We start from the raw sequence: 23,213 nt of genomic DNA, 5'->3' as shown, positions 1-23,213 counted from the left end.
AGACGCTCAGTACGACTTGGGCAGACCCAGGGTCTGATGGGAGACGTAGTTCAGAATCATCTCCCGGCTCACCGGCGCGATACGAGACACGCGCGACGCCGTAATCAGCGACGCCAGACCGAACTCCCGCGTCAGACCGTTCCCGCCCAGCGTGTGCACCGCCTGGTCCACCGCCCGCACACACGCCTCACCCGCCGCGTACTTCGCCATGTTCGCCGCCTCACCCGCCCCCACGTCGTCCCCTTCGTCGTACAGGAACGCCGCCTTCTGCATCATCAGCCGCGCCAGCTCCACCTCGATGTGCGCCTGCGCCAACGGATGCGCGATCGCCTGATGCGCCCCGATCGGCGCCTTCCACACCGTCCGCTCCCGCGCGTACTCCACCGCCCGCGCCAGCGCGTACCGGCCCATGCCGATCGCGAACGCCGCCGTCATCACCCGCTCCGGATTCAGCCCCGCGAACAACTGCAGCAGCCCCGCGTCCTCATGACCCACCAGCGCGCCCGCCGGCAGCCGCACCTCGTCCAGGGTCAGCTCGAACTGCTTCTCCGCGCCGTGCAGTTCCATGTCGATCTGCCGCCGCCCGAACCCCTCAGCGTCCCGCGGCACGATGAACAGGCACGGCTTCAGGCTCCCCGTCCGCGCATCCTCCGTACGCCCCACGATCAGCGTCGCGTCCGCGATGTCCACCCCCGAGATGAACACCTTCCGCCCGCTCAGCACCCAGTCCGTACCGTCCCGACGGGCCGTCGTCGTGATCCGGTGCGAGTTCGACCCCGCGTCCGGCTCCGTGATCCCGAACGCCATCGTCCGCGAACCGTCCGACAACCCCGGCAGCCACGCCCGCTTCTGCTCCTCCGTACCGAACCGGGCGATCACCGTCCCGCAGATCGCCGGCGACACCACCATCATCAGCAGCGGACACCCCGCCGCCCCCAGCTCCTCCAGGACGATCGACAGCTCCGCTATCCCACCGCCCCCACCGCCGTACTCCTCCGGCAGGTTCACCCCCAGATAGCCGAGCTTCCCCGCCTCCGACCACAGCTCGTCCGGATGTCCCCCCTCCGCGACGACCTTCGCCAGATACTCCCGGCCGTACCGCCTGCCCAGCGCGGCGACGGCCGATCGAAGCGCCTTGTGTTCATCGGTCTCGGTGACAGCAGCACTCATGAGGGCTCCTCAGAACGATCGGAACGGAGAAACGGAGAAACGGAGAGAACTTCTGAACGCGCCTGCCCTGCAGGTGAGTTACGAGACCGACTCCGGCGGCCCCTCGTCCCCCGCCTCCCGCACCACGGCCAGCAGGGCACCCACCTCCACCTGCTGCCCGACCACGACCCGCAACGCCGTCAGTGTCCCCGCCGCGGGCGCCGAGATCCGGTGCTCCATCTTCATCGCCTCCAGCCACAACAACGGCTCACCCGCACGGACTTCGGACCCCACCGCGAGACCCTCCGCCACCCGGACCACCGTCCCCGGCATCGGCGCCAGCAACGACCCCGGCGCCCGGTCCGCCGCCGCGTCCGGGAAACGCGGGACCACCGTCAGCACCACGTCGTTCACGAACACCCGGCCGTCCCCGTACGCCGCGACCGCGAACGTCCGCCGCACACCGTCCACTTCGAGCACCACCCGACCCGCGTCGACGTGCAGCACCCGCACCCCGTCCGCCACCGGACCCCGCCGCGTGTACCGGTACGCCGCCTCGTGCTCGACACCCGCCATCCGGTACCGCTTCACCAACGGCTGCGACGCCACGTTCCGCCAGCCACCGAACCGCGACCGCCCGAACCCGTCCGCCAGCGCCGCCGCGAGCGGCGCCAGCCGGTCCACCACCGGCTCCGTCAACGCCTCCAGATGACGGTCGTAGAACCCCGTGTCCATCCGGGCCCCCACGAACTCCTCGTGCCGCAACGACCGCACCAGCAGATCCCGGTTCGTCACCGGCCCGTGCACCAACGCCCGCTCCAGCGCACCCGCCAGCTTCCGCACCGCCGCCGCACGCGACCCGGCATGCGCGACGACCTTCGCCAGCATCGGGTCGTAATGCACCCCCACCACATCACCGTCGACGACACCCGTGTCCAGCCGCACACCCTCCGGGACCCCGAACCGGTGCAGCCGACCCGTCTGCGGCGCCCAACCCGCCGCCGGATCCTCCGCGTACAACCGGGCCTCCACCGCATGACCCCGCGCCACCGGCGGATCACCCTCCAGCCGCTCCCCCTCCGCCACCCGCAACTGCAACGCCACCAGATCGACCCCGAACACCGCCTCCGTCACCGGATGCTCCACCTGGAGCCGCGTGTTCATCTCCAGAAAATGCGCCCGCCCGTCCGCGACCAGGAACTCCACCGTCCCCGCACCCACGTAGTCCACCGCACGCGCCGCCCGCACCGCCAACGCGTACAACGACTCCGTCAGACCACCCAGACCCGGCGCCGGCGCCTCCTCGATCACCTTCTGATGCCGCCGCTGCAACGAACAGTCCCGCGTCCCGAGCGGCCACACCGTCCCGTGCGCGTCCGCCAGGATCTGCACCTCCACATGCCGGCCGCCCTCCACGAACGGCTCGACGAACACCTCACCGTCCCCGAACGCGCTCAGCGCCTCCGCCCGCGCCCCCTCCAACGCACCGTCCAGCTCCGCAAGATCACGGACGACCCGCATCCCCCGCCCGCCACCCCCCGCCGCCGCCTTCACCAGCACCGGCAGATCCCCCGCCGTCACCCGCTCCAACGGCGCGAGCCCCATCAGCTTCTTCGCCCGCGTCTTCGACGCCATCGACTCGATCGCCTCCGGCGACGGACCCACCCACACCAGACCCGCGTCGAGCACCGCCCGCGCAAAGCCGGCGTTCTCCGACAGGAACCCGTACCCCGGATGCACCGCGTCCGCCCCCGCACGCAACGCCGCCGCCACGATCAGATCCCCCCGCAGATACGTCTCCGCAGGCGAAGCACCCGGCAACCGCACCACCACATCCGCATCCCGCGCATGCAACGCACCCTCATCGGCGTCCGAACACACCGCCACCGTCCGCACCCCCAGCTCACGGCACGTACGGAACACCCGACAGGCGATCTCGCCCCGGTTCGCCACCAACAGACTCGAAATCACGGGAACCCTCACATCCGGAAGACGCCGAAACCACCCCGCGCACCCTCGAAAGGCGCCGAGTGGATCGCGGACAGACACAGACCCAGCACCGTGCGGGTGTCCCGCGGATCGATCACCCCGTCGTCGTACAACCGCCCCGACAAGAACATCGGCAACGACTCCGACTCGATCTGCTGCTCCACCATCGCCCGCAACGCGGCATCCGCGTCGTCGTCGTACGGACGCCCCTTCGCCACCGCCGACTGCCGCGCCACGATCGACAGCACACCCGCCAACTGCTGCGGCCCCATCACCGCCGACTTCGCACTCGGCCACGCGAACAGGAACCGCGGATCATAGGCACGCCCGCACATCCCGTAATGCCCCGCCCCGTACGAAGCGCCCATCAGCACCGACAGATGCGGAACCCGCGAATTGCTCACCGCGTTGATCATCATCGCGCCGTGCTTGATGATCCCGCCCTGCTCGTACTCCCGGCCCACCATGTAGCCCGTCGTGTTGTGCAGGAACACCAGCGGAATGTCCCGCTGATTCGCCAACTGGATGAACTGCGCCGCCTTCTGCGACTCCGCGCTGAACAACACCCCCTGCGCGTTCGCCAGCACCCCCACCGGATAACCGTGCAGCGACGCCCACCCGGTCACCAGGCTCGTCCCGTACAGCGGCTTGAACTCGTCGAAGTCCGAACCGTCCACCACCCGCGCGATCACCTCCCGCGGATCGAACGGATGCCGCAGATCCCCCGGAACGATCCCGAGCAGCTCCTCCACGTCGTACTTGGGCGGCTCCACCACCCCCGGATCCGCGTACGCCTTGCGGTGATTGAGCCGTGCCACCACCCGGCGTGCCTGCCGCAGCGCGTCCCGCTCGTCGACGGCGAAATAGTCCGCCAGCCCCGACACGCGGGCGTGCATCTCGGCACCGCCCAGCGACTCGTCGTCGCTCTCCTCACCCGTCGCCATCTTCACCAGCGGCGGCCCGCCCAGAAAGACCTTCGCCCGGTCCTTCACCATGATCACGTGGTCCGACATCCCGGGGACATACGCACCGCCGGCCGTCGAATTCCCGAACACGACGGCCACCGTGGGAATCCCCGCCGCCGACAACCGCGTGATGTCACGGAAAATGGCGCCACCCGGAATGAAGATCTCCTTCTGCGACGGCAGATCCGCACCCCCCGACTCCACCAGACTGATACACGGCAGCCGGTTCGCGAGCGCGATGTCGTTCGCGCGCAGCGCCTTCTTCAGACTCCACGGATTGCTCGCACCACCACGCACCGTCGGATCGTTCGCCGTGATCAGGCACTCGACGCCCTCCACGACCCCGATACCGGTGACGAGCGAGGCTCCTACGGTGTATTCGCTGCCCCATGCGGCAAGCGGCGACAATTCGAGGAAGGGGGTGTCATCATCGAGAAGGAGCTCGATCCGCTCACGGGCGGTCAGCTTCCCCCGCTTCCGATGCCGCTCCACATACTTCTCACCACCCCCCGCCAACGCCTTCCCATGCTCGGCATCCAACTCCGCGAGCTTGCCGAGCATGCCCGCCCGGTACTCCGCGTACTCGGCACTCGTCGGATCGAGCGCGGAGGAAAGCACAGTCACAACAGGACCTCCGGGATATCCATGTGACGGGAACGAAGCCATTCGCCGAGAGCCTTGGCCTGCGGATCGAAGCGGGCCTGCGAGGCGACGCCCTCGCCGAGGATGCCCTCGACGACGAAATTGAGGGCGCGGAGGTTGGGCAGCACATGTCTGACAACTGACAGATGGCGGCTTTCAGATACCAGAGTCTGAAATCTGTCAGCTGTCAGTTCGTGGACCAGCCATCGCCAGGCGTCGTCCGTGCGGGCCCAGACTCCGACGTTCGCGTTCCCGCCCTTGTCCCCGCTGCGCGCTCCCGCGACCCGTCCCAACGGTGCCCGCCGGGTCGGCCCCTCGGGCAGCGGCACGGGAAGGGACGGTTCTTCCGGCGTCTCCAGTACGAGGGTCTCGCCGGGCGGTGTCACCGGGATCCGGCGCCCGTCGTCGAGGACGGCGACGTGGTCGACCGCGGCCTGCGGGATGTACGCGTCCTCGAAGACACCGTAGGGCGCCCCTGCCCCCGGAGGTGCCAGGACGTGGAATCCCGGATAGCTGGCGAGCGCCAGTTCGATGGCGGCGCCGCTGAGGGTGCGGCCGACGGCGGCCTGGTCCTGGTCGCGGACGACGAGGCGGAGCAGGGCGCTGGCGGTCTCCTCGGTGGGGGCGTCGGGGTGGTCGGTGCGGGCGAGATCCCAGCGGATGTCGGCGGGGCGGGTCTTGGCGGCGTCGAGGGCGGTTTCCATCTGGTCGCGGACGAGGTCGGCCTTGGCTTCGATGTCGAGGCCGGTGAGGACGAAGGCGACCTCGTTGCGGAAGCCGCCGAGTTTGTTGAGGCCGACTTTGAGTGTGGGGGGTGGGGGCTCGCCGCGGGTGCCGGTGACGCGGACGCGGTCGGGGCCGTCCTGGGTGAGGGTGACGGTGTCGAGGCGGGCGGTGACGTCGGGTCCTGCGTAGCGGGCGCCCTGGGTCTCGTAGAGGAGTTGGGCGGTGACGGTGCCGAGGTCGATGACGCCGCCGGTGCCGTCGTGTTTAGTGATGACGCTGGTGCCGTCCTCGTGGAGTTCGGCGAGGGGGAAGCCGGGGCGGTGCAGGCGGGCGGGGTCGTGGTCGGTGAAGAAGGCGTAGTTGCCGCCGGTGGCCTGGGTGCCGCATTCGAGGACGTGTCCGGCGACGACGGCTCCGGCGAGGCGGTCGTGGTCGTGGGGTGTCCAGCCGAAATGGGCGACGGCGGGTCCGGTGACGAGGGCGGCGTCGGTGACGCGTCCGGTGATGACGATGTGGGCGCCTTCGCGGAGGCAGGTGGCGATGCCGGCGCCGCCGAGGTAGGCGTGCGCGGCGAGGGTGCCGGGGTGGTGGCTGGTGCGGTCGTCGCCTTCGACGTGGGCGACGCGGGTGGGGATGCCGAGGCGGTCGGCGAGGTCGCGGACGGCGTCGGCGAGGGCGGCGGGGTTGAGGCCGCCGGCGTTGGTGACGATGCGTACGCCGTGGTCGTGGGCGAGGCCGAGGCATTCCTCGAGTTGGCGCAGGAAGGTCTTGGCGTAGCCGCGGCGGGGGTCTTTGAGGCGGTCGCGGCCGAGGATGAGCATGGTGAGTTCGGCGAGGTAGTCGCCGGTGAGGATGTCGAGGGGGCCGCCGGTGAGCATGTCGCGCAGGGCGTCGAAGCGGTCGCCGTAGAAGCCGGAGGCGTTGCCGATGCGCAGGGGGCTTCGGGTCGCTGCCGGTGCGGCGGGGGTCACCGGTGGGTTTCCTCGGGTCGGCGTCCGGGGCCGGGTGGGCCTGCGAAGGCTTGGGCGATGTCGAGCCAGTGGTCGGCGTCGGGGCCTTGGGCGTGGACGGCGAGGTCGGTGCGGTGGGCTCGTTGGGTGACGAGGAGGCAGAAGTCGAGGGCGGGTCCGGTGACGCGTTGGGGTGCGTCGGCGGGTCCGTGGGTCCAGAGGTCGCCGGTGGGGCTCTGGAGTTCGACGCGGAATTCTTCGGTGGGTGCGGGGAGGCCTCGGACGGCGAAGGCGAAGTCGCGGGCGCGGACGCCGATGCGGGCGACGTGGCGGAGGCGGTCGGTGGGTTGCCGTCGTACGCCGAGGGTGTCGGCGATGTCCTGGCCGTGGGCCCAGGTTTCCATGAGGCGGGCGGTGGCCATGGAGGCGACGGACATGGGGGGTCCGTACCAGGGGAGGCGGGTGCCGGGCGGCGCGGCGCGGAGGGCGTTTTCGAGGGCGATGCGTCCGGTGCGCCAGGTGGTGAGGAGGTGTGCGGGGGGTTGGGTGGCGCCTTCGTCGGCGCCTTGGTCGACGAAGGTGTCGGGGGCGGCGAGTGCTTTGGTGACTTCGTCGGCGAAGGCGTCGGTGTCGGTGACGGCGAGGAGGGCGGCCCGGTCGGTCCAGGTGAGGTGGGCGATCTGGTGGGCGATCGTCCAGCGGGGGGCGGGGGTGTCGCGGGCCCAGTGGGTGTCGTCGAGGTCGGCGACGAGCTGGTCGAGTTCCTCGCTCTCGTGGTGCAGGTCGTCGATGACGGCGGCCACGGGCGTCGGGTCGGACACGGTGCGCTCCCTCGGGACACGGCGGTGTGTGGCTGGGAGCATGGCAGCGTCCGGAGAAACAAGCAAGCATGCTTGCATTAATTCAGGCCGTTGCGGTGCGGCCGGTTCGTGGCCCGGGGGGGGCGGCCGGGGGCACCTCGGGTGGGCCGCTGGGATGTGCACGGCGGCCTGTGCCGTACGTCGAGGCGGGGACCCTCGTCGGGTCGGCGTCGCGGGTTCCGATCGCGTGTCCGGTTCACGGTCCGGTTCACGGGTCCGGGCCGGTTCACGGGTCCGGGCCGGTTCACGGGTCCGGGTCGTCGCTCGCGGTCGTCCCGGTGGTCGCTCGCGGTGGTCGTGCCGGCGGGGGTTTACGCGTCCGGGGCGGGCTGGAGGGTCGTGGCTTTTCCTCGGCCGATCTGGGTGCGGACGGCGCCCATGCTCGCGGCGATGACGAGGGCGATGGCGAGGGATTCGGGGAGGGAGAGGGACTGGTCGAGGACGAGGAAGCCGGCGGTGGCGGCGACGGCGGGTTCGAGGCTCATGAGGATGGCGAAGGTGGAGGCGGGGAGGCGGCGCAGGGCGAGGAGTTCGAGGGTGTAGGGGAGGACGGAGGAGAGGACGGCGACGGCCGCGCCGAGGGCGATGGTGGTGGGGACGAGGAGGCGGGTGCCGGATCCGGCGATGCCGAGGGGGAGGAAGGCGACGGCGGCGACGACCATGGCGAGGGCGAGGCCGTCGGCCTGGGGGAAGCGTCGGCCGGTGCGGGCGCTGAAGACGATGTAGGCGGCCCACATGGCGCCGGCGCCGAGGGCGAAGGCGACGCCTGCGGGGTCGAGGCTGCTGAAGCCTCCGCCGCCGAGGAGGAAGACGCCGCCGAGGGCGAGGCCGGCCCAGAGGAGGTTGACGGCGCGGCGGGAGGTGACGACGGAGAGGGCGAGGGGGCCGAGCACTTCGAGGGTGACGGCGGGGCCGAGGGGGATGCGGGCGACGGCTTGGTAGAAGAGGCCGTTCATGGCGGCCATGGTGAGGCCGAAGACGATGACGGTGTTCCAGTCGGCGCGGGAGTGTCCGCGGACGCTGGGGCGGCAGATGGCGATCAGCACGATGGCGGCGACGAGCAGGCGCAGGCTGACGACGCCGAGGGCGCCGACGCGGGGCATGAGGCTGACGGCGAGGGCGCCGCCGAACTGGACGGAGATGCCGCCCGCGAGGACGAGGCCGACGGGTCCGAGGGCGCCGCGCCGGCCGGGTCCGGTGGGTGCGCCGGCCGCGGGTGCGGTGGCCGGGGCGGCCGGGGCCGGGGTGGTGGGGGCGGCGCTGGGGGTGTTCACGGGGCCTTCCTGGGGTTCGACTCGGGTTCGTGCATCGTGCTGTACCTGCTGGTCCAGAGTAGTGGACCGGGTCAGGCGTGTGAACCCGTTATGCAACTGTCGCAGAAGTGTCCGGGAGGTGCTTGCCGGGGGCGGTGTCGCGCGGTGGGGGCGGGTGCTGCCGCGCGGCACCGTTCGGGGGCGGGCGGGCTACGGGTCGGCGGCGGGTCAGCGGCGGGTCATGTAGAGGTCGAGGGCCTTGTGGAGGAGGCGGTTGAGGGGGAAGTCCCATTCGCCGAGGTATTCGGCGGCTTCGCCGCCCGCGCCCGCCTTGAAGCGGAGGAGGCCGACGAGGTGGTCGGTCTCGTCGAGGGTGTCGGTGATGCCGCGGAAGTCGTAGACGGTGGCGCCGAGTTCGTGGGCGTCGGTCATCATGCGCCACTGGATGGCGTTGTTGGGCTGGACCTCGCGGCGGCGGCTGGTGGAGGCGCCGTAGGAGTACCAGACGTGGGTGCCGACGGTGAGCATGGTGGCGGCGGCGAGGATGTCGCCGTCGTGGTGGGCGAGGTAGAGGCGCATGCGGTCGGGGTCCTCGGTGGTGAGGGCGGTCCACATGCGCTGGAAGTAGGGCAGGGGGCGGGGGATGAAGCGGTCGCGTTCGGCGGTCTCCGCGTACAGCTCGTAGAAGGCGGGGAGGTCGTCGTAGCCGCCGCGGACGACTTTGACACCGGCCTTGTCGGCTTTCTTGATGTTGCGCCGCCACTGCTGGTTGAGGCCCTGGTGGACCTGGTCGAGGGTGCGGCCGGCGAGGGGGGTCTGGAAGACGTAGCGGGGCTGGCCGGCGGCGAAGCCGTCCTCGCCGCCGGGTTCGGTCCGCTGCCAGCCCATGGCGCGCAGCCGGTCGGCGATGTCGGCGGCCGCGGGGTCCTCGGAGGTGGGGGGTACGTCGGCGAGGCGTCGTGCGGCGGGGTCGGCGATGGCGGTTTTGACGGTGTCGGCGCTCCAGCGGCGGGCGACGACGGGCGGTCCCATCTTGACGGTGAACGCACCGCGTGACTTGAGGTGCGTGAGCAGGGGGCGGAGCCAGCGTTCGGCGAGGTCGGGGGCGTGCCAGTCGATGACGGGGCCCTCGGGGAGGTAGGCGAGGTAGCGCTTGATCCTGGGGAGGGGGCGCAGGAGGACGAGTCCGGCGCCCTGGAGGTGTCCGTGTTCGTCGAACCAGCCGAGGCTCTCGGTCTGCCAGTCGGGTTTCACGTCGCCCCAGGACGGGACCTGCATGTGGCTGGCCGAGGGGCGGGATCGGACGAAGGCGAGATGGTCGTCTCGGGTGATCGTCTGGAGGCGGAGGGTCATGCGGGTGTGCTCCTCGTGGTCCTCGGTCCGGCGGGGCCCGGTGGTGTGACGGCCGTGGTCGGCCGTGGTCAGCGTACTGATCAGGGGGTGCCTGAGCCGGTGTCCCGGGCGCGGGTCCGCAGGGCCTCGGCGAGGACCTCCGCCAGGTGGCGGCCGGTGCGGTCGCTGTGGTGGGCCAGTTGGGTGCGGCAGGAGTAGCCGTCGGTGAGGATCACGGCGTCGGGGGCTGCGGCGCGTACGGCGGGCAGGAGTTGTTCTTCGGCGCAGGCGGTCGACACGTCTTCGTGGCCTTTTTCGAAGCCGAAGTTGCCGGCGAGGCCGCAGCAGCCGCCGGAGAGGGTGCCGGTGAGGCCGGCGGCGGCGCGTAGGCGTTGTTCGGCGTCGTCGCCGAGTACGGCGTGCTGGTGGCAGTGGGTCTGGCCGGCGACGGGGCGGTCGAGGCGGGGTGGTGTCCAGTGGGGGGCGTGGCGTTCGAGTGCTTCGGCGAAGGTGACGACGGCGGTGGCGAGGCGGTGGGCGCGGGGGTCGTCGGGGAGGAGTTCGGGGAGGTCGGTGCGCAGGGTGGCGGCGCAGCTGGGTTCGAGGACGACGACGGGGAGGCCGTCGATGGCGAGCTGGGGCTCGATGAGGTCGAGGGTGTGGCGCAGGACGGTGCGGGCGTGGTCGAGCTGGCCGGTGCTGATGTAGGTGAGTCCGCAGCAGGTGCGTCGGGTGGGGTGGGGCAGGAGGTGGCGGGGGTGGAGGGGGCCTCGGGTGGTGCCGTCGCCGACGGGTCCGTGGCGTGGGGAGGTGCGTGGGGGGAGGAGGACGGTGAGTCCGGCGGCTTCCAGGACGTGGACGGCGGCGCGTCCGACGGAGGGGGTGAGGTGTTCGGTGAAGGTGTCGGGCCAGAGGAGGACGGTGGGGCCGGCGGGGGCGGGGGCCGGGCCGGCGGGGGTGGAGCCGGCGGGGGCGGGGGCCGGGCCGGCGGGGGTGGAGCCGGCGGGGGCGGGGGCCGGGCCGTCGGACGTGGGGGCGGCGGGGCCGGGGGTGAGGGGGGCGGGTGGGGGTGTGGTGTGGCCGGGTTGTTCGTGGGTGCGGGCCCGGTCGCGGAGGCGTTCGGTCCACCACTGGGTGAAGGTCCGGGGTGCGAGGCGGGGGATGGTGCGGTCGGGGGCGATGCCGGCGAGGTGTTTGGCGAGCGCGGCGGCGGGGGGCAGGGCGGCGAGGGTGTTGACGATGCGGGCGGTGCGGGTGCGGGTGACGGTGGCGAGCCAGCCGGGGAAGCGTCCGAGGGTGTAGTGGCTGCGGGGGCGGCGGCGGCCGGCGTAGTGGTGGTGGAGGAATTCGGCCTTGTAGGTGGCCATGTCGACGCCGACGGGGCAGTCGGAGCGGCAGCCCTTGCAGGAGAGGCACAGGTCGAGTGCGTCGCGGACCTCGGTGGAGCGCCATCCGTCGGTGATGATCTCGCCGGCGAGCATTTCGTGGAGGAGGCGGGCGCGGCCGCGGGTGGAGTGGGTGTCGTCGCCGGTGGCGCGGTAGGAGGGGCACATGACGTCGTGGCCGGGTGGGGTGGTGGTGCGGCATTTGGCGACGCCGACGCAGCGGCGGACGGCGGCGGTGAAGTCGCCGTCGTCGGCGGGGTAGCCGAAGGCGACGTCGACGGGGTGGTGCGGGAGGGGGGCGAAGCGGAGGTTCTCGTCGAGGCGGTGGGGGCGGACGAGGATGCCGGGGTTGAGGAGGTTGTGGGGGTCCCAGAGGTCTTTGGCGCGTTCGAAGAGGTGGACGAGGTCGGGGCCGTACATGGCGGGGAGGAGTTCGGCGCGGGCCTGTCCGTCGCCGTGTTCGCCGGAGAGGGAGCCGCCGTGGGAGACGACGAGGTGGGCGACGTCCTGGGAGAAGCGGCGGAAGCGGGCGATGCCGGGGGTGGTGAGGAGGTCGAAGTCGATGCGGACGTGGATGCAGCCGTCGCCGAAGTGTCCGTAGGGGGTGCCGCGGAGGTGGTGGTCGGCGAGGAGGGCGCGGAAGTCGCGGAGGTAGGCGCCGAGGCGGGCGGGGGGTACGGCGCAGTCCTCCCAGCCGGGCCAGGCCTCGGCTGCGGGGCCGGTGGTGGCGGGGATGCGGGTGGCGGTGCCGGAGGCGTCCTCGCGCAGTCGCCACAGGGCGTGTTGGGCGGCGGGGTCGGTGACGACGAGGGCGTCGGTGACGTCGGCGGCGCGGACGATGGTGTCGGCGTGGGCGCGGGCTTCGGCGGGGGTGGTGCCGCCGGTCTCGACGAACAGCCAGGCTCCGCCGCGGGGCAGGGCGGTGGGGGTGGGGACGAGGTCGGCGGCCATGCCTTCGACGGTGAGGGGCCGGTGCGGGAGGAGGCCGGCGGCGGCGTCGGCGGCGGCGCTCTCGTCGGGGTAGCCGAGGACGGCGAGGGCGCGGGCGGGGGGTGTCTCGACGAGGCGGATCTCGGCTTCGGTGAGGATGCCCCAGGTGCCTTCGGTGCCGCAGTAGGCGCGGGCGACGTCGGTGCCGCGTTCGGGCAGGAGGGCGTCGAGGGCGTAGCCGGAGATGCGGCGGGGGAGGTCGGGGTATCCGGTGCGCAGCAGGGCGAGTTCGCCGGTGACGAGGTCGAGGAGGCCGTCGGGGGCGCCGGCTCCGTGGCGGCCGAGGTGGGCGGTGCGGCCGGTGGAGTCGATGACGGTGAGGGTGTGGACGTTGTCGGCGGTGGTGCCCCAGGCGACGGAGTGGGTGCCGCAGGAGTTGTTGCCGATCATGCCGCCGAGGGTGCAGCGGCTGTGGGTGGAGGGGTCGGGGCCGAAGCGCAGGCCGTGCGGGGCGGCGGTTTCCTGGAGGCGGTCGAGGACGGTGCCGGGCTGGACGCGGGCGGTGCGGGTGGTGGGGTCGAGGTCGAGGACGCGGTTCATGTGGCGGGTGAGGTCGAGGACGATGCCGGTGCCGGTGGCCTGTCCGGCGATGGAGGTGCCGCCGCCGCGGGGGACGACGGGGATCGCGTGGTCGCGGCAGACGGCGAGGGTGGCGGCGATGTCGTCGGCGTCGTAGGGGGAGACGACGCCGAGGGGGACGCGGCGGTAGTTGGAGGCGTCCATGGTGGTGAGGGCGCGGGCGGTGGTGTCGAAGGCGACGTCGCCGCGGACGGCGCGGGTGAGGGCGGCCCGTAGGTCGGGGGTGGCTTCGGGTGCGTCCGGGGAGGTGCCGGGCGGTCGTGCGGGGTGTGCCCGGGGGTGTGGTTCCGGTCGTCGTTCCGGTCGTCGTTCCGGCTGTCCGTGGGGCCGTCCGCCGAGATCCGTCATGGGTCCAGGATGCCGCCGGGTGTCCGCGCGGGCTGCCCGGCGGGTATCCGAATGGCCCCGTTTTGCCGGGCCGATCATGAGACCGCTTTCCGAACCTTCCCAATCCGATCACGAACTCTCATATAGTGACCGCCAGTTGAGCACCAGGTGTCGCTTCTCGCCCAGGACCCGACCGAGGACACGACCGAGGACACGTTCTTCCCCCAGGAACACGACCGAGGACCGATTGATGACCCCGCCCCTGCCCTCCGGCGAACGACCCGCCCTGCGCGCCATCGCACCCCCCGTGCTGACCGCCGTCGCACTGGCCGCGATCGCCGTGGTGGCCGCCGTCCTGCTCGCCCCCGCGACCGCCCGGGCCCCGCTCGCCTGGGGTCTCGGCACCGCCGCCGTGCTGCTGTGCGCGGCCGTCGCGGTGGCCGCCCGATCCGTCCGGGCCGCGCGACTCCTGCGCGGCCGGCTCGAGTCGGTGACCCAGGACACGGGCCGGCTCCTGCACGAACGGGCCCGACAGGCCGAGGAGTTCGGCCAGGAACGGGCCCGGCTCGCGGACGAGGCCGCCCGCGACCGCGTGCACGCCGCCGAGAACGCCGACCGTGAACGGACCCGGCTGACCGAGGACGCCGCGCGCGAACGCGACCGCCTCACCGCGGAATTCACCGCCGAACGCGACCGTCTCGCCGAGGAGTCCGCCGCGGAACGCGACCGGTTCGCCGCCGACCGCGCCCGCCTGACCGCCCGCAACGCCGAACTCGACACCCGCGCCCGGCAGGCCGCCGGCGAGCGTGCCGCCGCGATCTCCGCGACCGCCAACGCGGCCGGACGCATGCAGGCACTGTCCACCGGCATGCTCGCCGACCTGCGGGCCATGGAGGAGAAGCACTCCGACGAGGACGTCCTCGCCGACCTCCTCCACCTCGACCACCGCACCGCGCAGGCCGGCCGGCTCGCCGACTCCGTCGCCGTCCTGGCGGGCGCCCGCTCCGGACGCCGCTGGGCCCGCCCCATCGTCATGGAGTCGATCCTGCGCGGCGCCATGGGCCGCATCGGCGGTTACCAGCGGGTGCGCGTGCACTCCGCGAGCGAGGCCGCCGTCGCCGGGCACGCCGCCGAGGGCGTCATGCACGCGCTCGCCGAACTCCTCGACAACGCCGCCACGTTCTCCCCGCCGACCGCCGAGGTCCACGTGTACGTGGAGGAGGTCCCGGCCGGCGTCATCGTCTCCGTCGAGGACAGCGGCCTGGTGATGGGCGACGTCCAGCTGCGCCGCGCGGAGCGCGCCGTCTCCGGCGAGGCCGCGGACACCGGCGGCCTCGGTGGCCTCACCGGCACCCGCCTCGGCCTCGCGGTGGTCGGCAGGCTCGCCCGCAAGCACGGTCTGAAGGTGTCGTTCCGGCCCTCCGCGCGCGGCGGCACCGGCGTCCTCGTCCTCATCCCGCAGGACCTCCTCACCCCGCCGAGCACCGTGCCGGGCACCGCGCCCGACGCCACACCCGGCACGACCCCCGAGGCCGGCACGGCGGCCACGCCCGCGCCCGCCGCCGTCGCCGTCGCCGGCCACAGCTCGGCGCCCGGCACCCGCGCCCACCGGGAGCCCGAGGCGCAGCACGGCCCCGGCGAGCGGCGGGAGACGGCCGGTCCGGACGGGGGCGACGACGACCGCGCCTCCCGGCCCGCCGAGGACTCCCCCACCGCCCCCGTGTCGTACGCGGCGGGCCGAGCGGCCGGTGACCTCGACCCCGACCCCGTACCGGCACACGACTCGCCCCGGCACGAACCGGGGCCCTCCGCCACCGGCGGACTGCCCAAGCGGCGCCGGGGCCGCACCCTCGCCCACGCCGAGCGCAGCCGCTCCCACACGACACCGCAGCCCGCCCCCGAAGCCCGTGGCGGGGAGGATCCGAGGACCCGGTCCGCGGCCCGCTTCGGCAGCTTCCGGCAGGCGGTGCGCGGCACCGCGCCGGACGCCCCCGAGGCCGTACGGGCCGAGGAGGCGCAGGGCGAGGAGCCCGCGCGGGCCCGCGCCGAGGACCAGGTCCCCGGACAGCGGACCGCACCCGACGCGGACCGCGCCCGCGGCACGAACGGCACGGACGGCCCCCGCGGCGAGGCCGGCGCGCAGGGCGCTCCGCCCGCGCCCCTTTCGACGAACACCCCCACCCAGCACGCGCTCCCGGAAGGCGACACCACCTCATGACCGGCACCATCACCGCCGACGAGAAGCTCTCCTGGCTCATCGAGGGCCTCCTCGAGCGCACCCCGGGCGCCCGGCACGCGCTCGTGCTCTCCCGCGACGGCCTGAAGCTGTGCCGCACCCCCGAACTGTCGGTCGACCAGGCCGACCAGCTCGCCGCGATCGCCGCCGGTATCCAGTCGCTGTCGCACGGCGCGTCCGTCGAGTTCGGCGACGGCTCCGGAGGCGTGCGCTCGGCGATGGCCGAGTTCTACGGCGGGGTGCTGTTCATCGTGGAGGCCGGCGACGGCGCGCATCTCGCCGTCGTCACCGCGGAGGACGCGGACGCCGGGCTCGTCGGGCACAACATGAGCGAGCTCGTGGAACAGCTGGGCGAGTACCTGAGCGCGCCGCCGCGGACGTCATGAGCCGTCCCGGCAGGGACGACGCACCCGACCGGCTGTACACCCTCACCGGAGGCCGCAGCCGGTCCGGTCCCGACACCCCCTTCGACCTCGTGACCCTGGTGGTCGCCGAGTGCGAGCCGGTGACGGGAATGCAGTCCGAGCACACCGCGATCCTGCGGATGTGCGAACGGCCCACCGCCGTCGTGGAGATCGCGGCGGAACTCGCGCTGCCGGTGTCGATCACCCGCATCCTGCTGTCCGACCTGCTCTCCGCGGGCCGGGTCAGTGCCCGTCACCCGCACACCACCGTTCCCTCCGGTCTTCCCGATCCCGACATCCTGGAGCAGGTGCTCGTTGGACTCCGTAACCTCTGACGCTCGTGCGCCCCTGTCGGCGTCGGCCGACAACGGCCTGAAGATCGTGGTCGTGGGCGGCTTCGGCGTCGGCAAGACGACCCTGGTCCGCTCGGTCAGCGAGATACGTCCCCTCAACACCGAGGAGACGATGACGCAGGCCGGCGAGGCCGTCGACGACATCAGCGAGGTGCGCGGCAAGTCCGCGACCACCGTCGCCTTCGACTTCGGCCGCATCACGCTCGACGCCCGCAACGTGCTGTACCTGTTCGGGGCGCCCGGCCAGGAACGGTTCTGGTTCCTGTGGGACCGGCTGTTCTCCGGCACGCTCGGCGCCGTCGTCCTCGTCGACACCCGCCGTATCGACGACTCCTGGTACGCCATCGACCGGCTGGAGCACCACGGCACCCCGTTCATCGTGGCGTGCAACGACTTCGGCGGACCCACGCACACCCCGGCGCAGATCCGGGAGGCCCTCGACCTCGACCCGCACGTGCCGCTCCTCGACTGCGACGCCCGTTCCCGGGAGTCCAGCAAGCGCGTGCTGATCACGCTCGTGGAACACCTCCAGTCCCTGCACGCCCGCCACGGCGCCGCCACCGCGGAGGACGCCCTGACCGCACCGGAGCCCGCGCTGTGAGCCCCACCCCCGCCCCCGTCCCGCTCAGCGGCCCCCGGTTCCAGACCGAACCGGCGGAGCTGTACCGGGAGATGCGGCGCGACCACGGATCGGTCGTGCCCGTCGTCCTCGACGGCGACATCCCCGCGTTCCTCGTCGTCGGCTACCGCGAACTCCACCAGGTGACCGGCGACCCGCAGTTGTTCAGCCGCGACTCGGACCTGTGGAACCAGTGGGACCGCATCCCCGACGACTGGCCGCTGCTGCCGATGATCGGCCGCAAGCAGCCGTCCATCCTGTACACGGTCGGTGAACGGCACCGCGAACGTGCCGCGATGATCAGTGACGCCCTCGAAGCCGTCGACCCCTTCGAACTGCGGTCGCACGCCGAGAAGTTCGCCGACGAACTCATCGACGCCGTCTGCGCCAAGGGCGAGACGGACATCGTCGGCGACTACGCGGCCCTGCTCCCGGTCCGGGTCCTCGCCACGCTCTACGGCTTCTCCGACGAGCAGGGCCCCGGCCTGGTCACCGCACTCAACGACATGATCAACGGGCGGGAGGGGGCGCTCGACGGGCAGCGTCATCTCGCCGCCTCCATGGCGCGGTTGCTCGCCGACCGCAAGGAGACGCCGGCGAACGACGTCGTGTCCCGGATGCTCGCCGACCCCTCCGGGTTCACCGACGAGGAGATCGCCCAGGACCTGATGGTCATGATGGCCGCCGGGCACCAGCCCACCGCCGACTGGATCGGCAACTCGCTGCGCCTGATGCTCACCGACGACCGCTTCGCCGCCTCCCTCTTCGGCGGCCGGCACAGTGTCGCCGAGGCCATGAACGAGGTCCTGTGGGAGGACACCCCCACCCAGAACGTCGCCGGACGGTGGGCCTCGCGCGACACCCAGCTCGGCGGGCGCCGCATCCGCACCGGCGACCTCGTGCTCCTCGGCCTGCAGGGCGCCAACTCCGACCCGCAGGTCCGCACCGACAGCTCCGCGCTCACCGGCGGGAACAACGCCCACTTCTCGTTCGGGCACGGCGAGCACCGCTGCCCGTTCCCCGCGCAGGAGGTCGCCGAGGTCATCGCGCGGACCGGTATCGAGGTCGTCCTGGACCGGCTGCCCGACATCGACCTGGCCGTGCCCGCCGAGTCCCTCACCCGGCGCCCCTCCCCGTGGCTGCGGGGCCTGGACGAACTGCCCGTCACGTTCACGCCCGTGCCCGTCCTCTGAGACCCCGACGCACCCGGCCGGCCCATCCGCCGGCCGGGCTCCGGGGGCTGCCCCCGGGAAGACGCCGTACTCCTACCCCGCCCCCTGGAGGGACCCCCGCATGAGCACCGGTACCGAAGAGACCCGCATCGTCCTGGACCCCTTCGTCACCGACCTGGACGGCGAGAGCGAGGCGCTGCGCGCCGCGGGCCCCCTCGCCGCCGTCGAGCTGCCCGGCGGCGTCCCCGTGTGGGCGGTCACGCACCACGCCGAGGCGCGCGCCCTGCTCACCGACCCCCGCCTGGTCAAGGACATCAACGTGTGGGGTGCCTGGCAGCGCGGGGAGATCGCCCCCGACTGGCCGCTGATCGGACTCGCCAACCCGGGCCGCTCCATGCTCACCGTGGACGGCGCCGACCACCGCAGGATGCGCACGCTGGTCGCGCAGGCGCTCACCCCGCGGCGGGTGGAGCAGATGCGGGAGCGGATAGCGAAGCTGACGGAGGGTCTGCTCGACGACCTCGACGGGCTCGACGGCGACGTCGTCGACCTGAAGGCCGACTTCGCGTACCCGCTGCCCATGTACGTCGTCGCCGACCTCATGGGCATCGAGGAGGCGCGGCTGCCGCGGCTCAAGGAGCTGTTCGAGAAGTTCTTCTCCACGCAGACGCCGCCCGCCGAGGTCATCGCGACGCTCACCGAGCTGGCCGGGATCATGGCGGACACGGTCGCGGCGAAGCGGGCGGCGCCGGGCGACGACCTGACCAGCGCGCTGATCCTGGCCTCCGAGGACGGCGACCACCTCACCGACGAGGAGATCGTCTCCACCCTGCAGCTGATGGTCGCCGCAGGCCACGAGACGACGATCTCCCTGATCGTCAACGCGGTCGTCAACCTGTCCGCCCACCCCGAGCAGCGCGCCCGCGTCCTGTCCGGCGAGGCCGACTGGTCCGCGGTCGTCGAGGAGACGCTGCGTCACTCCACCCCGACCTCGCACGTCCTGATCCGTTTCGCGACCGAGGACGTCCCGGTCGGCGACAAGGTGATCCCGGCGGGCGACGCGCTGATCGTGTCGTACGGGGCGATCGGCCGGGACGAGAACGCGCACGGCCCGACGGCGGGCGCCTTCGACATCGGCCGCTCGGAGGGTCCCCGGCACATCTCCTTCGGGCACGGCCCGCACGTCTGCCCCGGTGCCGCCCTGTCCCGCCTGGAGGCGGGCGTCGCGCTGCCCGCCCTGTACGCGCGTTTCCCCGGCCTGGACCTCGCGGTGCCGGCGTCGGAGCTGCGGAACAAGCCGGTGGTGACGCAGAACGACCTGTTCGAACTGCCGGTGCGGCTGATCGCCGGATGAGGTGCCGGGGGTGTCCTCCCCGGAGGACGCCCCCGGCAGTGCCCGCCGGCCCGGGGCCGGCGGGCCGCCCCTCTCCTCCCCCGCCTCTCCTCGCCTCTCCCTGCCTCACCCGGGCATCTCCCCGGCTCTTCCCGTTCTCTCCGTCGCGTCCTCCTCCCGTCTCAGCCGCCGGACGACGTTTCGACCAGGTTTCCCCGACCGGCTAGGCTCCCCGCGTGGCTGATATCCAGATCCCCGCTGACATCAAGCCCGCCGACGGACGATTCGGCGCTGGCCCCTCCAAGGTGCGGACGGAGGCGCTCGACGCGCTGGCCGCGACCGGCAGTTCCCTGCTCGGCACCTCCCACCGCCAGGCCCCGGTCAAGAACCTGGTCGGCACGGTCCGCGAGGGCGTGCGTGAGCTGTTCTCGCTGCCCGACGGATACGAGGTGGTCCTCGGAAACGGCGGCTCCACCGCGTTCTGGGACGTCGCGACGCACGGACTGATCGACAACAAGTCGCAGCACCTCACGTTCGGCGAGTTCTCCTCGAAGTTCGCGAAGGCCGCCAAGCTCGCGCCGTGGCTCGCCGACCCGACCGTCGTCTCCTCCGACCCGGGCACCCACCCCGAGCCGGCCGCCGAGGCGGGCGTCGACGTCTACGCCTTCACCCACAACGAGACCTCGACCGGTGTCGCCGCCCCGATCAAGCGGGTCGCGGGCGCCGACGAGGGCTCCCTCGTGCTGGTGGACGCCACCTCCGGCGCCGGCGGCCTGCCCGTCGACATCGCCGAGACCGACGTCTACTACTTCGCCCCGCAGAAGTCCTTCGCCTCCGACGGCGGCCTGTGGATCGGCGTGTTCTCCCCGGCCGCCGTCGAGCGCGCCGAGCGGATCCACGCCTCGGGGCGGCACGTCCCGGAGTTCTTCTCGCTGCCCACCGCGATCGACAACTCCCGCAAGAACCAGACGTACAACACCCCGGCCCTCGCGACGCTCTTCCTGCTCAACGAGCAGCTGGAGTGGATCAACGGCCAGGGCGGCCTCGCCTGGTCGACGGCCCGTACGAAGGACTCCTCCTCGCGTCTGTACCGCTGGGCCGAGGACAGCAAGTACGCGACCCCGTTCGTCACCGACGCGGCGAAGCGCTCGCAGGTCATCGGCACGATCGACTTCGCCGACGAGATCGACGCCGCCGCCGTCGCCAAGGCCCTGCGCGCCAACGGCATCGTCGACACCGAGCCCTACCGCAAGCTCGGCCGCAACCAGCTGCGCGTCGCCATGTTCCCGGCGATCGACCCGGCGGACGTCGAGGCGCTCACGCAGTGCATCGACTACGTGATCGAGAAGCTGTAACCACCGCTCCCCCACGGGGACTTCGGGCGGTACGGGCGAGGGGCGCCCGGCACGGGAACGTGCCGGGCGCCCCTCGCGCCGTCGTGTGCCGGTTCTCGTCCCGGACTCGAGGTCCGGCCTGTCCGGGTCAGTCGCGGCGCAGCAGCCGCCGCAGGCCGAAGACCACGGCGAGCAGCGCGGCGACCGCGACGGCGCCGACCTTGAGGCTGCCGCTCATCGGGCCGCCGTCGTCACCGGAGGCGGAACCGCCGCCCTGTGAGGGGGACTTGCCGTCGGATGCGGACGCGCCGGGGGCGTCCTCCGGCTGGACGGGGCTGTTCGCGCCCTCGCTGCCGTACATGAGTTTCGTTCCGTCGGTGGTGTAGGTGACGGACTCGCCCTGGCCCTGGAGGGGCACGTTCAGGCGGCTCTCGCGTTTGATGGCGCCGCCGTTCCAGTCGTAGAGGATGCCGCCGAAGTAGCCGCGTACGGCGAGGTGGCGGCCGTCGGGGGAGAACGCGCCGTCGGTGACCCACAGGTCGACGGTGGCGACGGGCTTGAAGACGTTGGTGCCGGTCGGGGAGAGCCGGGCGGGGCCTTCGTAGAGGTGGCCGCCGTCCTCGTCCTTGTCGGCGATGTACACGCGGCCCGTCTTGGGGTGGACCATCAGGGCTTCGGCGTTGCGGGCGCCGTCGGAGTACTTCACGACGTACTGGGTGGCGCGGATCGTCTGGTCCTTGAGGACCTTCGGCTCGGGCAGTTTGTAGATCCACACGTGGTCCCACTTGCCGCCGAGGTTGTCGCCGATGTCGCCGACGTACAGGTCGCCGTCGGGGCCCAGGGAGATCGCCTCGACGTCGCGGGGCGCGCCGACGCCGCTCAGGGTGACCGTCGCGACGGTGCGGCCCGTCCGGCTGTCGACGGCGTACAGGTAGGCGCCGTCGTCGCTGTCGTTGTGGGTCCAGTACACGCCGGGGTGGATGCGGGAGGCGGCGAGGCCGCTGGACTCGGTGATGCGGGGGTCCTTGATGGTGAATCCGTCGTCCCCTCCGTCGGCGAGGGCCGGTGCCGCGAAGGCGATGGAGGCGACGGCTACGACAAGGGCTCCGGCGAGGGCTCCGGCGGCGGTCCCGGTACGGAACGAGGGCGATCGGCGCATGGCCCAAGCCTGCCACCCCGCCCCGGCGTTCGCGTCGGCGGCGCCCGCCGAACGGTCCCGTACCGGCCGCGGGTCCGCCAACCGCGGGCCGTGGAGGGGCGGTGGGCCGTGCGCACAGTGGCAGGCCTCACATCGGGAGGGCTCATCGGGCCCCCGCCGATCGTTCATGATGAGCGGATGCTCAGGTTCATGCCCGTCGGGGACTCCATGACGATCGGTAGCGCGGGCGAACACACATGGCGCTACCGGATGTGGCAGCACCTGCGGGCGACCTACGGGGGCCCGTTCGAGATCGTCGGTCCGCGCGAGACGCTCTACGACATGGCGACGGGCGCCGCCGACTCCTACGAGTACGCCGACCCCGACTTCCCGCGCGGTCATCTGGCTGGCTGGGGCGAGGGCTGGCAGCACATGGCGCCGGTCGTCCGCGAGACGGTCCGCGCGCAGCGTGCCGACGTCCTGCTGGTGTCCCTCGGCCTGATCGACCTGGGTTTCTACACCAACGCGGTGCAGACGGCCGACAACGTCCGGCTGTTCGTGGCGGAGGCGCGGGCCGCGAACCCGCGGGTGCGGATGGTGCTGCTCCCGGTGATACCGAACGTGCGGGCCGAGTCCGACGCCCCCTTCGCCGCCGAGGTCGCCGCGTTCAACGAGCTGCTCGCCAAGACGGTCGCCGACCTGGACGAGCCGCGCTCCCCGCTGCTCCTGGCGTCCCCGCCGCCGTCGTACGACATCGCCTTCGACACCTACGACGGCACGCATCCGAACGCGCGCGGCGAGCACAGGATCGCGGAGGGGTTCGCCGAGGCGATGCACCAGGCGTGGGGCCTGGGCGAGCCGTACGCGGCGGTCACCCCCTAGCGGGGTCCGGCCGTCCGTCCGGAGGCTCTCGGCGTCCGTCCGCGGCCGGTCCGAGGAGCGGGGGTTCGCCGCGGGTCCAGACGGCGTCGACGGACGTCTCCTGGAAGCGCCAGCCGTCCGGGGTGCGCCGCACGGTGGCCCGCCAGTGGCCGCCCACCGTGAACACGGGGTCGGCGTCCGGACCGCGGGTCTTCAGGGTGGTGTCGCGGTGCACGTGGGTCATCAGCGCGTTCCAGGTGACCGTGGCCGTGCGGCCGTCGGGCGCCGAGTCGGTGAGGACGTCGGTGGCCATGTGCTGGGTGCGGTCGAACCGGCCGACCGCCTCGGCGGTCTGCCGGAGCATCGCCGGCCGTCCCCGGGAGTCCCCGACGGGGCTCCGGCCCCGTATGTCGTCGGTGAAGAAGGCGCGGGCCCAGTCCTCGTCGAAGTGCCGTTCGTCGAGGGAGCGGAAGAACCGGCCGACGAGCCGGGCGAGGTCGCCGTGGTCCTGTTCGGTGAAGGTCGTCATGCCTCCAGGCTGCGACCTGAACCAAGGTCGAGGTCAAGGCTCCGGGGGCACCGTCGGGAGGCCGGGTGGGAACACCGTCGGGAGCCG

18 protein-coding genes are annotated in these 23,213 nt (G+C 72.5%); 8 read left to right on the top strand and 10 right to left on the bottom strand.

Translation table 11 applies throughout. The annotated features are described in order from the left end of the window. Positions 1-6: 6 nt before the first annotated feature. From OG406_RS22585 to OG406_RS22550, 8 genes are all read right to left on the bottom strand, one after another. Positions 7-1,170 (bottom strand): acyl-CoA dehydrogenase family protein, encoded by a 1,164-nt coding sequence (locus OG406_RS22585; RefSeq protein WP_164369285.1) that lies wholly within the window; start codon positions 1,168-1,170, stop codon positions 7-9. A 78-nt stretch (positions 1,171-1,248) separates the two neighbouring features. Further along, complete coding sequence (locus OG406_RS22580; protein ID WP_329187429.1) at positions 1,249-3,120, bottom strand: ATP-binding protein; 1,872 nt, start codon at positions 3,118-3,120, stop codon at positions 1,249-1,251. Positions 3,121-3,128: 8 nt separating this feature from the next. Beyond that, positions 3,129-4,727, bottom strand: a complete 1,599-nt coding sequence (locus OG406_RS22575) for an acyl-CoA carboxylase subunit beta (RefSeq protein WP_164369283.1) — start codon at positions 4,725-4,727, stop codon at positions 3,129-3,131. Further along, positions 4,724-6,442: an acyclic terpene utilization AtuA family protein gene (locus tag OG406_RS22570; protein WP_329187427.1), complete on the bottom strand. Its 1,719-nt coding sequence runs from the start codon at positions 6,440-6,442 to the stop codon at positions 4,724-4,726. Before OG406_RS22570 ends, OG406_RS22575 begins: the two co-directional genes overlap by 4 nt. Continuing rightward, the gene (locus OG406_RS22565) at positions 6,439-7,242 is read right to left on the bottom strand and encodes a TIGR03084 family metal-binding protein (protein ID WP_329187425.1); all 804 of its coding nucleotides are present in this window, start codon (positions 7,240-7,242) and stop codon (positions 6,439-6,441) included. The genes OG406_RS22570 and OG406_RS22565 overlap by 4 nt, the downstream gene beginning before the upstream one ends. 350 nt (positions 7,243-7,592) lie before the next feature. Continuing rightward, complete coding sequence (locus tag OG406_RS22560) at positions 7,593-8,555, bottom strand: EamA family transporter (RefSeq protein ID WP_266847886.1); 963 nt, start codon at positions 8,553-8,555, stop codon at positions 7,593-7,595. Between the two features lie 207 nt (positions 8,556-8,762). Then, positions 8,763-9,887, bottom strand: a complete 1,125-nt coding sequence (locus OG406_RS22555) for a lipid II:glycine glycyltransferase FemX (protein ID WP_164369279.1) — start codon at positions 9,885-9,887, stop codon at positions 8,763-8,765. 80 nt (positions 9,888-9,967) lie between these two features. Next, complete coding sequence (locus OG406_RS22550; RefSeq protein WP_443067100.1) at positions 9,968-13,168, bottom strand: FAD-binding and (Fe-S)-binding domain-containing protein; 3,201 nt, start codon at positions 13,166-13,168, stop codon at positions 9,968-9,970. A gap of 229 nt (positions 13,169-13,397) precedes the next feature. Here OG406_RS22550 and OG406_RS22545 point away from each other — a divergent pair, with 229 nt between their 5' ends. The 7 genes from OG406_RS22545 (at position 13,398) to serC (ending at position 20,619) form a co-directional block, all read left to right on the top strand. Continuing rightward, positions 13,398-15,365, top strand: coding sequence for an ATP-binding protein (locus OG406_RS22545; RefSeq protein ID WP_329187420.1), 1,968 nt, complete (start codon positions 13,398-13,400; stop codon positions 15,363-15,365). After that, positions 15,362-15,769 (top strand): roadblock/LC7 domain-containing protein, encoded by a 408-nt coding sequence (locus OG406_RS22540; protein ID WP_081217889.1) that lies wholly within the window; start codon positions 15,362-15,364, stop codon positions 15,767-15,769. The genes OG406_RS22545 and OG406_RS22540 overlap by 4 nt, the downstream gene beginning before the upstream one ends. Next, positions 15,766-16,122, top strand: coding sequence for a DUF742 domain-containing protein (locus OG406_RS22535; protein ID WP_164372075.1), 357 nt, complete (start codon positions 15,766-15,768; stop codon positions 16,120-16,122). Before OG406_RS22540 ends, OG406_RS22535 begins: the two co-directional genes overlap by 4 nt. After that, the gene (locus OG406_RS22530) at positions 16,103-16,741 is read left to right on the top strand and encodes a GTP-binding protein (protein ID WP_239155265.1); all 639 of its coding nucleotides are present in this window, start codon (positions 16,103-16,105) and stop codon (positions 16,739-16,741) included. Before OG406_RS22535 ends, OG406_RS22530 begins: the two co-directional genes overlap by 20 nt. After that, positions 16,738-17,952 carry a cytochrome P450 gene (locus OG406_RS22525; protein ID WP_164372076.1) on the top strand — a complete coding sequence of 405 codons (1,215 nt, stop codon included), beginning with the start codon at positions 16,738-16,740 and terminating at the stop codon, positions 17,950-17,952. The genes OG406_RS22530 and OG406_RS22525 overlap by 4 nt, the downstream gene beginning before the upstream one ends. Positions 17,953-18,052: 100 nt before the next feature. Beyond that, the gene (locus OG406_RS22520; protein WP_081217891.1) at positions 18,053-19,285 is read left to right on the top strand and encodes a cytochrome P450 family protein; all 1,233 of its coding nucleotides are present in this window, start codon (positions 18,053-18,055) and stop codon (positions 19,283-19,285) included. A 215-nt stretch (positions 19,286-19,500) separates the two neighbouring features. Further along, the gene (gene serC / locus OG406_RS22515; protein ID WP_164372077.1) at positions 19,501-20,619 is read left to right on the top strand and encodes a phosphoserine transaminase; all 1,119 of its coding nucleotides are present in this window, start codon (positions 19,501-19,503) and stop codon (positions 20,617-20,619) included. Positions 20,620-20,746: 127 nt separating this feature from the next. Here the strand turns inward: serC and OG406_RS22510 are convergent, their stop codons facing one another. Then, the gene (locus OG406_RS22510; RefSeq protein WP_267051136.1) at positions 20,747-21,757 is read right to left on the bottom strand and encodes a WD40 repeat domain-containing protein; all 1,011 of its coding nucleotides are present in this window, start codon (positions 21,755-21,757) and stop codon (positions 20,747-20,749) included. Between the two features lie 177 nt (positions 21,758-21,934). Here OG406_RS22510 and OG406_RS22505 point away from each other — a divergent pair, with 177 nt between their 5' ends. Next, the gene (locus OG406_RS22505; RefSeq protein WP_329187417.1) at positions 21,935-22,618 is read left to right on the top strand and encodes an SGNH/GDSL hydrolase family protein; all 684 of its coding nucleotides are present in this window, start codon (positions 21,935-21,937) and stop codon (positions 22,616-22,618) included. Here OG406_RS22505 and OG406_RS22500 read toward each other — a convergent pair. Next, positions 22,608-23,126: a nuclear transport factor 2 family protein gene (locus OG406_RS22500; RefSeq protein ID WP_329187415.1), complete on the bottom strand. Its 519-nt coding sequence runs from the start codon at positions 23,124-23,126 to the stop codon at positions 22,608-22,610. The genes OG406_RS22505 and OG406_RS22500 overlap by 11 nt on opposite strands. Between the last annotated feature and the right edge of the window lie 87 nt (positions 23,127-23,213).

It is taken from the genome of Streptomyces sp. NBC_01428 (genome assembly GCF_036231965.1).
GTDB lineage: Bacteria > Actinomycetota > Actinomycetes > Streptomycetales > Streptomycetaceae > Streptomyces.
Note: the sequence above shows the minus strand (reverse complement) of the source record. Positions and strands in the feature narration are given on the sequence as shown.

Coding starts and splice junctions, on each gene's coding strand:
- OG406_RS22585 (WP_164369285.1), bottom strand. CDS start 1,170: ATGAGTGCTGCTGTCACCGAGACCGATGAACACAAGGCGCTTCGATCG.
- OG406_RS22555 (WP_164369279.1), bottom strand. CDS start 9,887: ATGACCCTCCGCCTCCAGACGATCACCCGAGACGACCATCTCGCCTTC.
- OG406_RS22550 (WP_443067100.1), bottom strand. CDS start 13,168: ATGACGGATCTCGGCGGACGGCCCCACGGACAGCCGGAACGACGACCG.
- OG406_RS22545 (WP_329187420.1), top strand. CDS start 13,398: ATGACCCCGCCCCTGCCCTCCGGCGAACGACCCGCCCTGCGCGCCATC.
- OG406_RS22540 (WP_081217889.1), top strand. CDS start 15,362: ATGACCGGCACCATCACCGCCGACGAGAAGCTCTCCTGGCTCATCGAG.
- OG406_RS22535 (WP_164372075.1), top strand. CDS start 15,766: ATGAGCCGTCCCGGCAGGGACGACGCACCCGACCGGCTGTACACCCTC.
- OG406_RS22520 (WP_081217891.1), top strand. CDS start 18,053: ATGAGCACCGGTACCGAAGAGACCCGCATCGTCCTGGACCCCTTCGTC.
- OG406_RS22510 (WP_267051136.1), bottom strand. CDS start 21,757: ATGCGCCGATCGCCCTCGTTCCGTACCGGGACCGCCGCCGGAGCCCTC.
- OG406_RS22505 (WP_329187417.1), top strand. CDS start 21,935: ATGCTCAGGTTCATGCCCGTCGGGGACTCCATGACGATCGGTAGCGCG.
- OG406_RS22500 (WP_329187415.1), bottom strand. CDS start 23,126: ATGACGACCTTCACCGAACAGGACCACGGCGACCTCGCCCGGCTCGTC.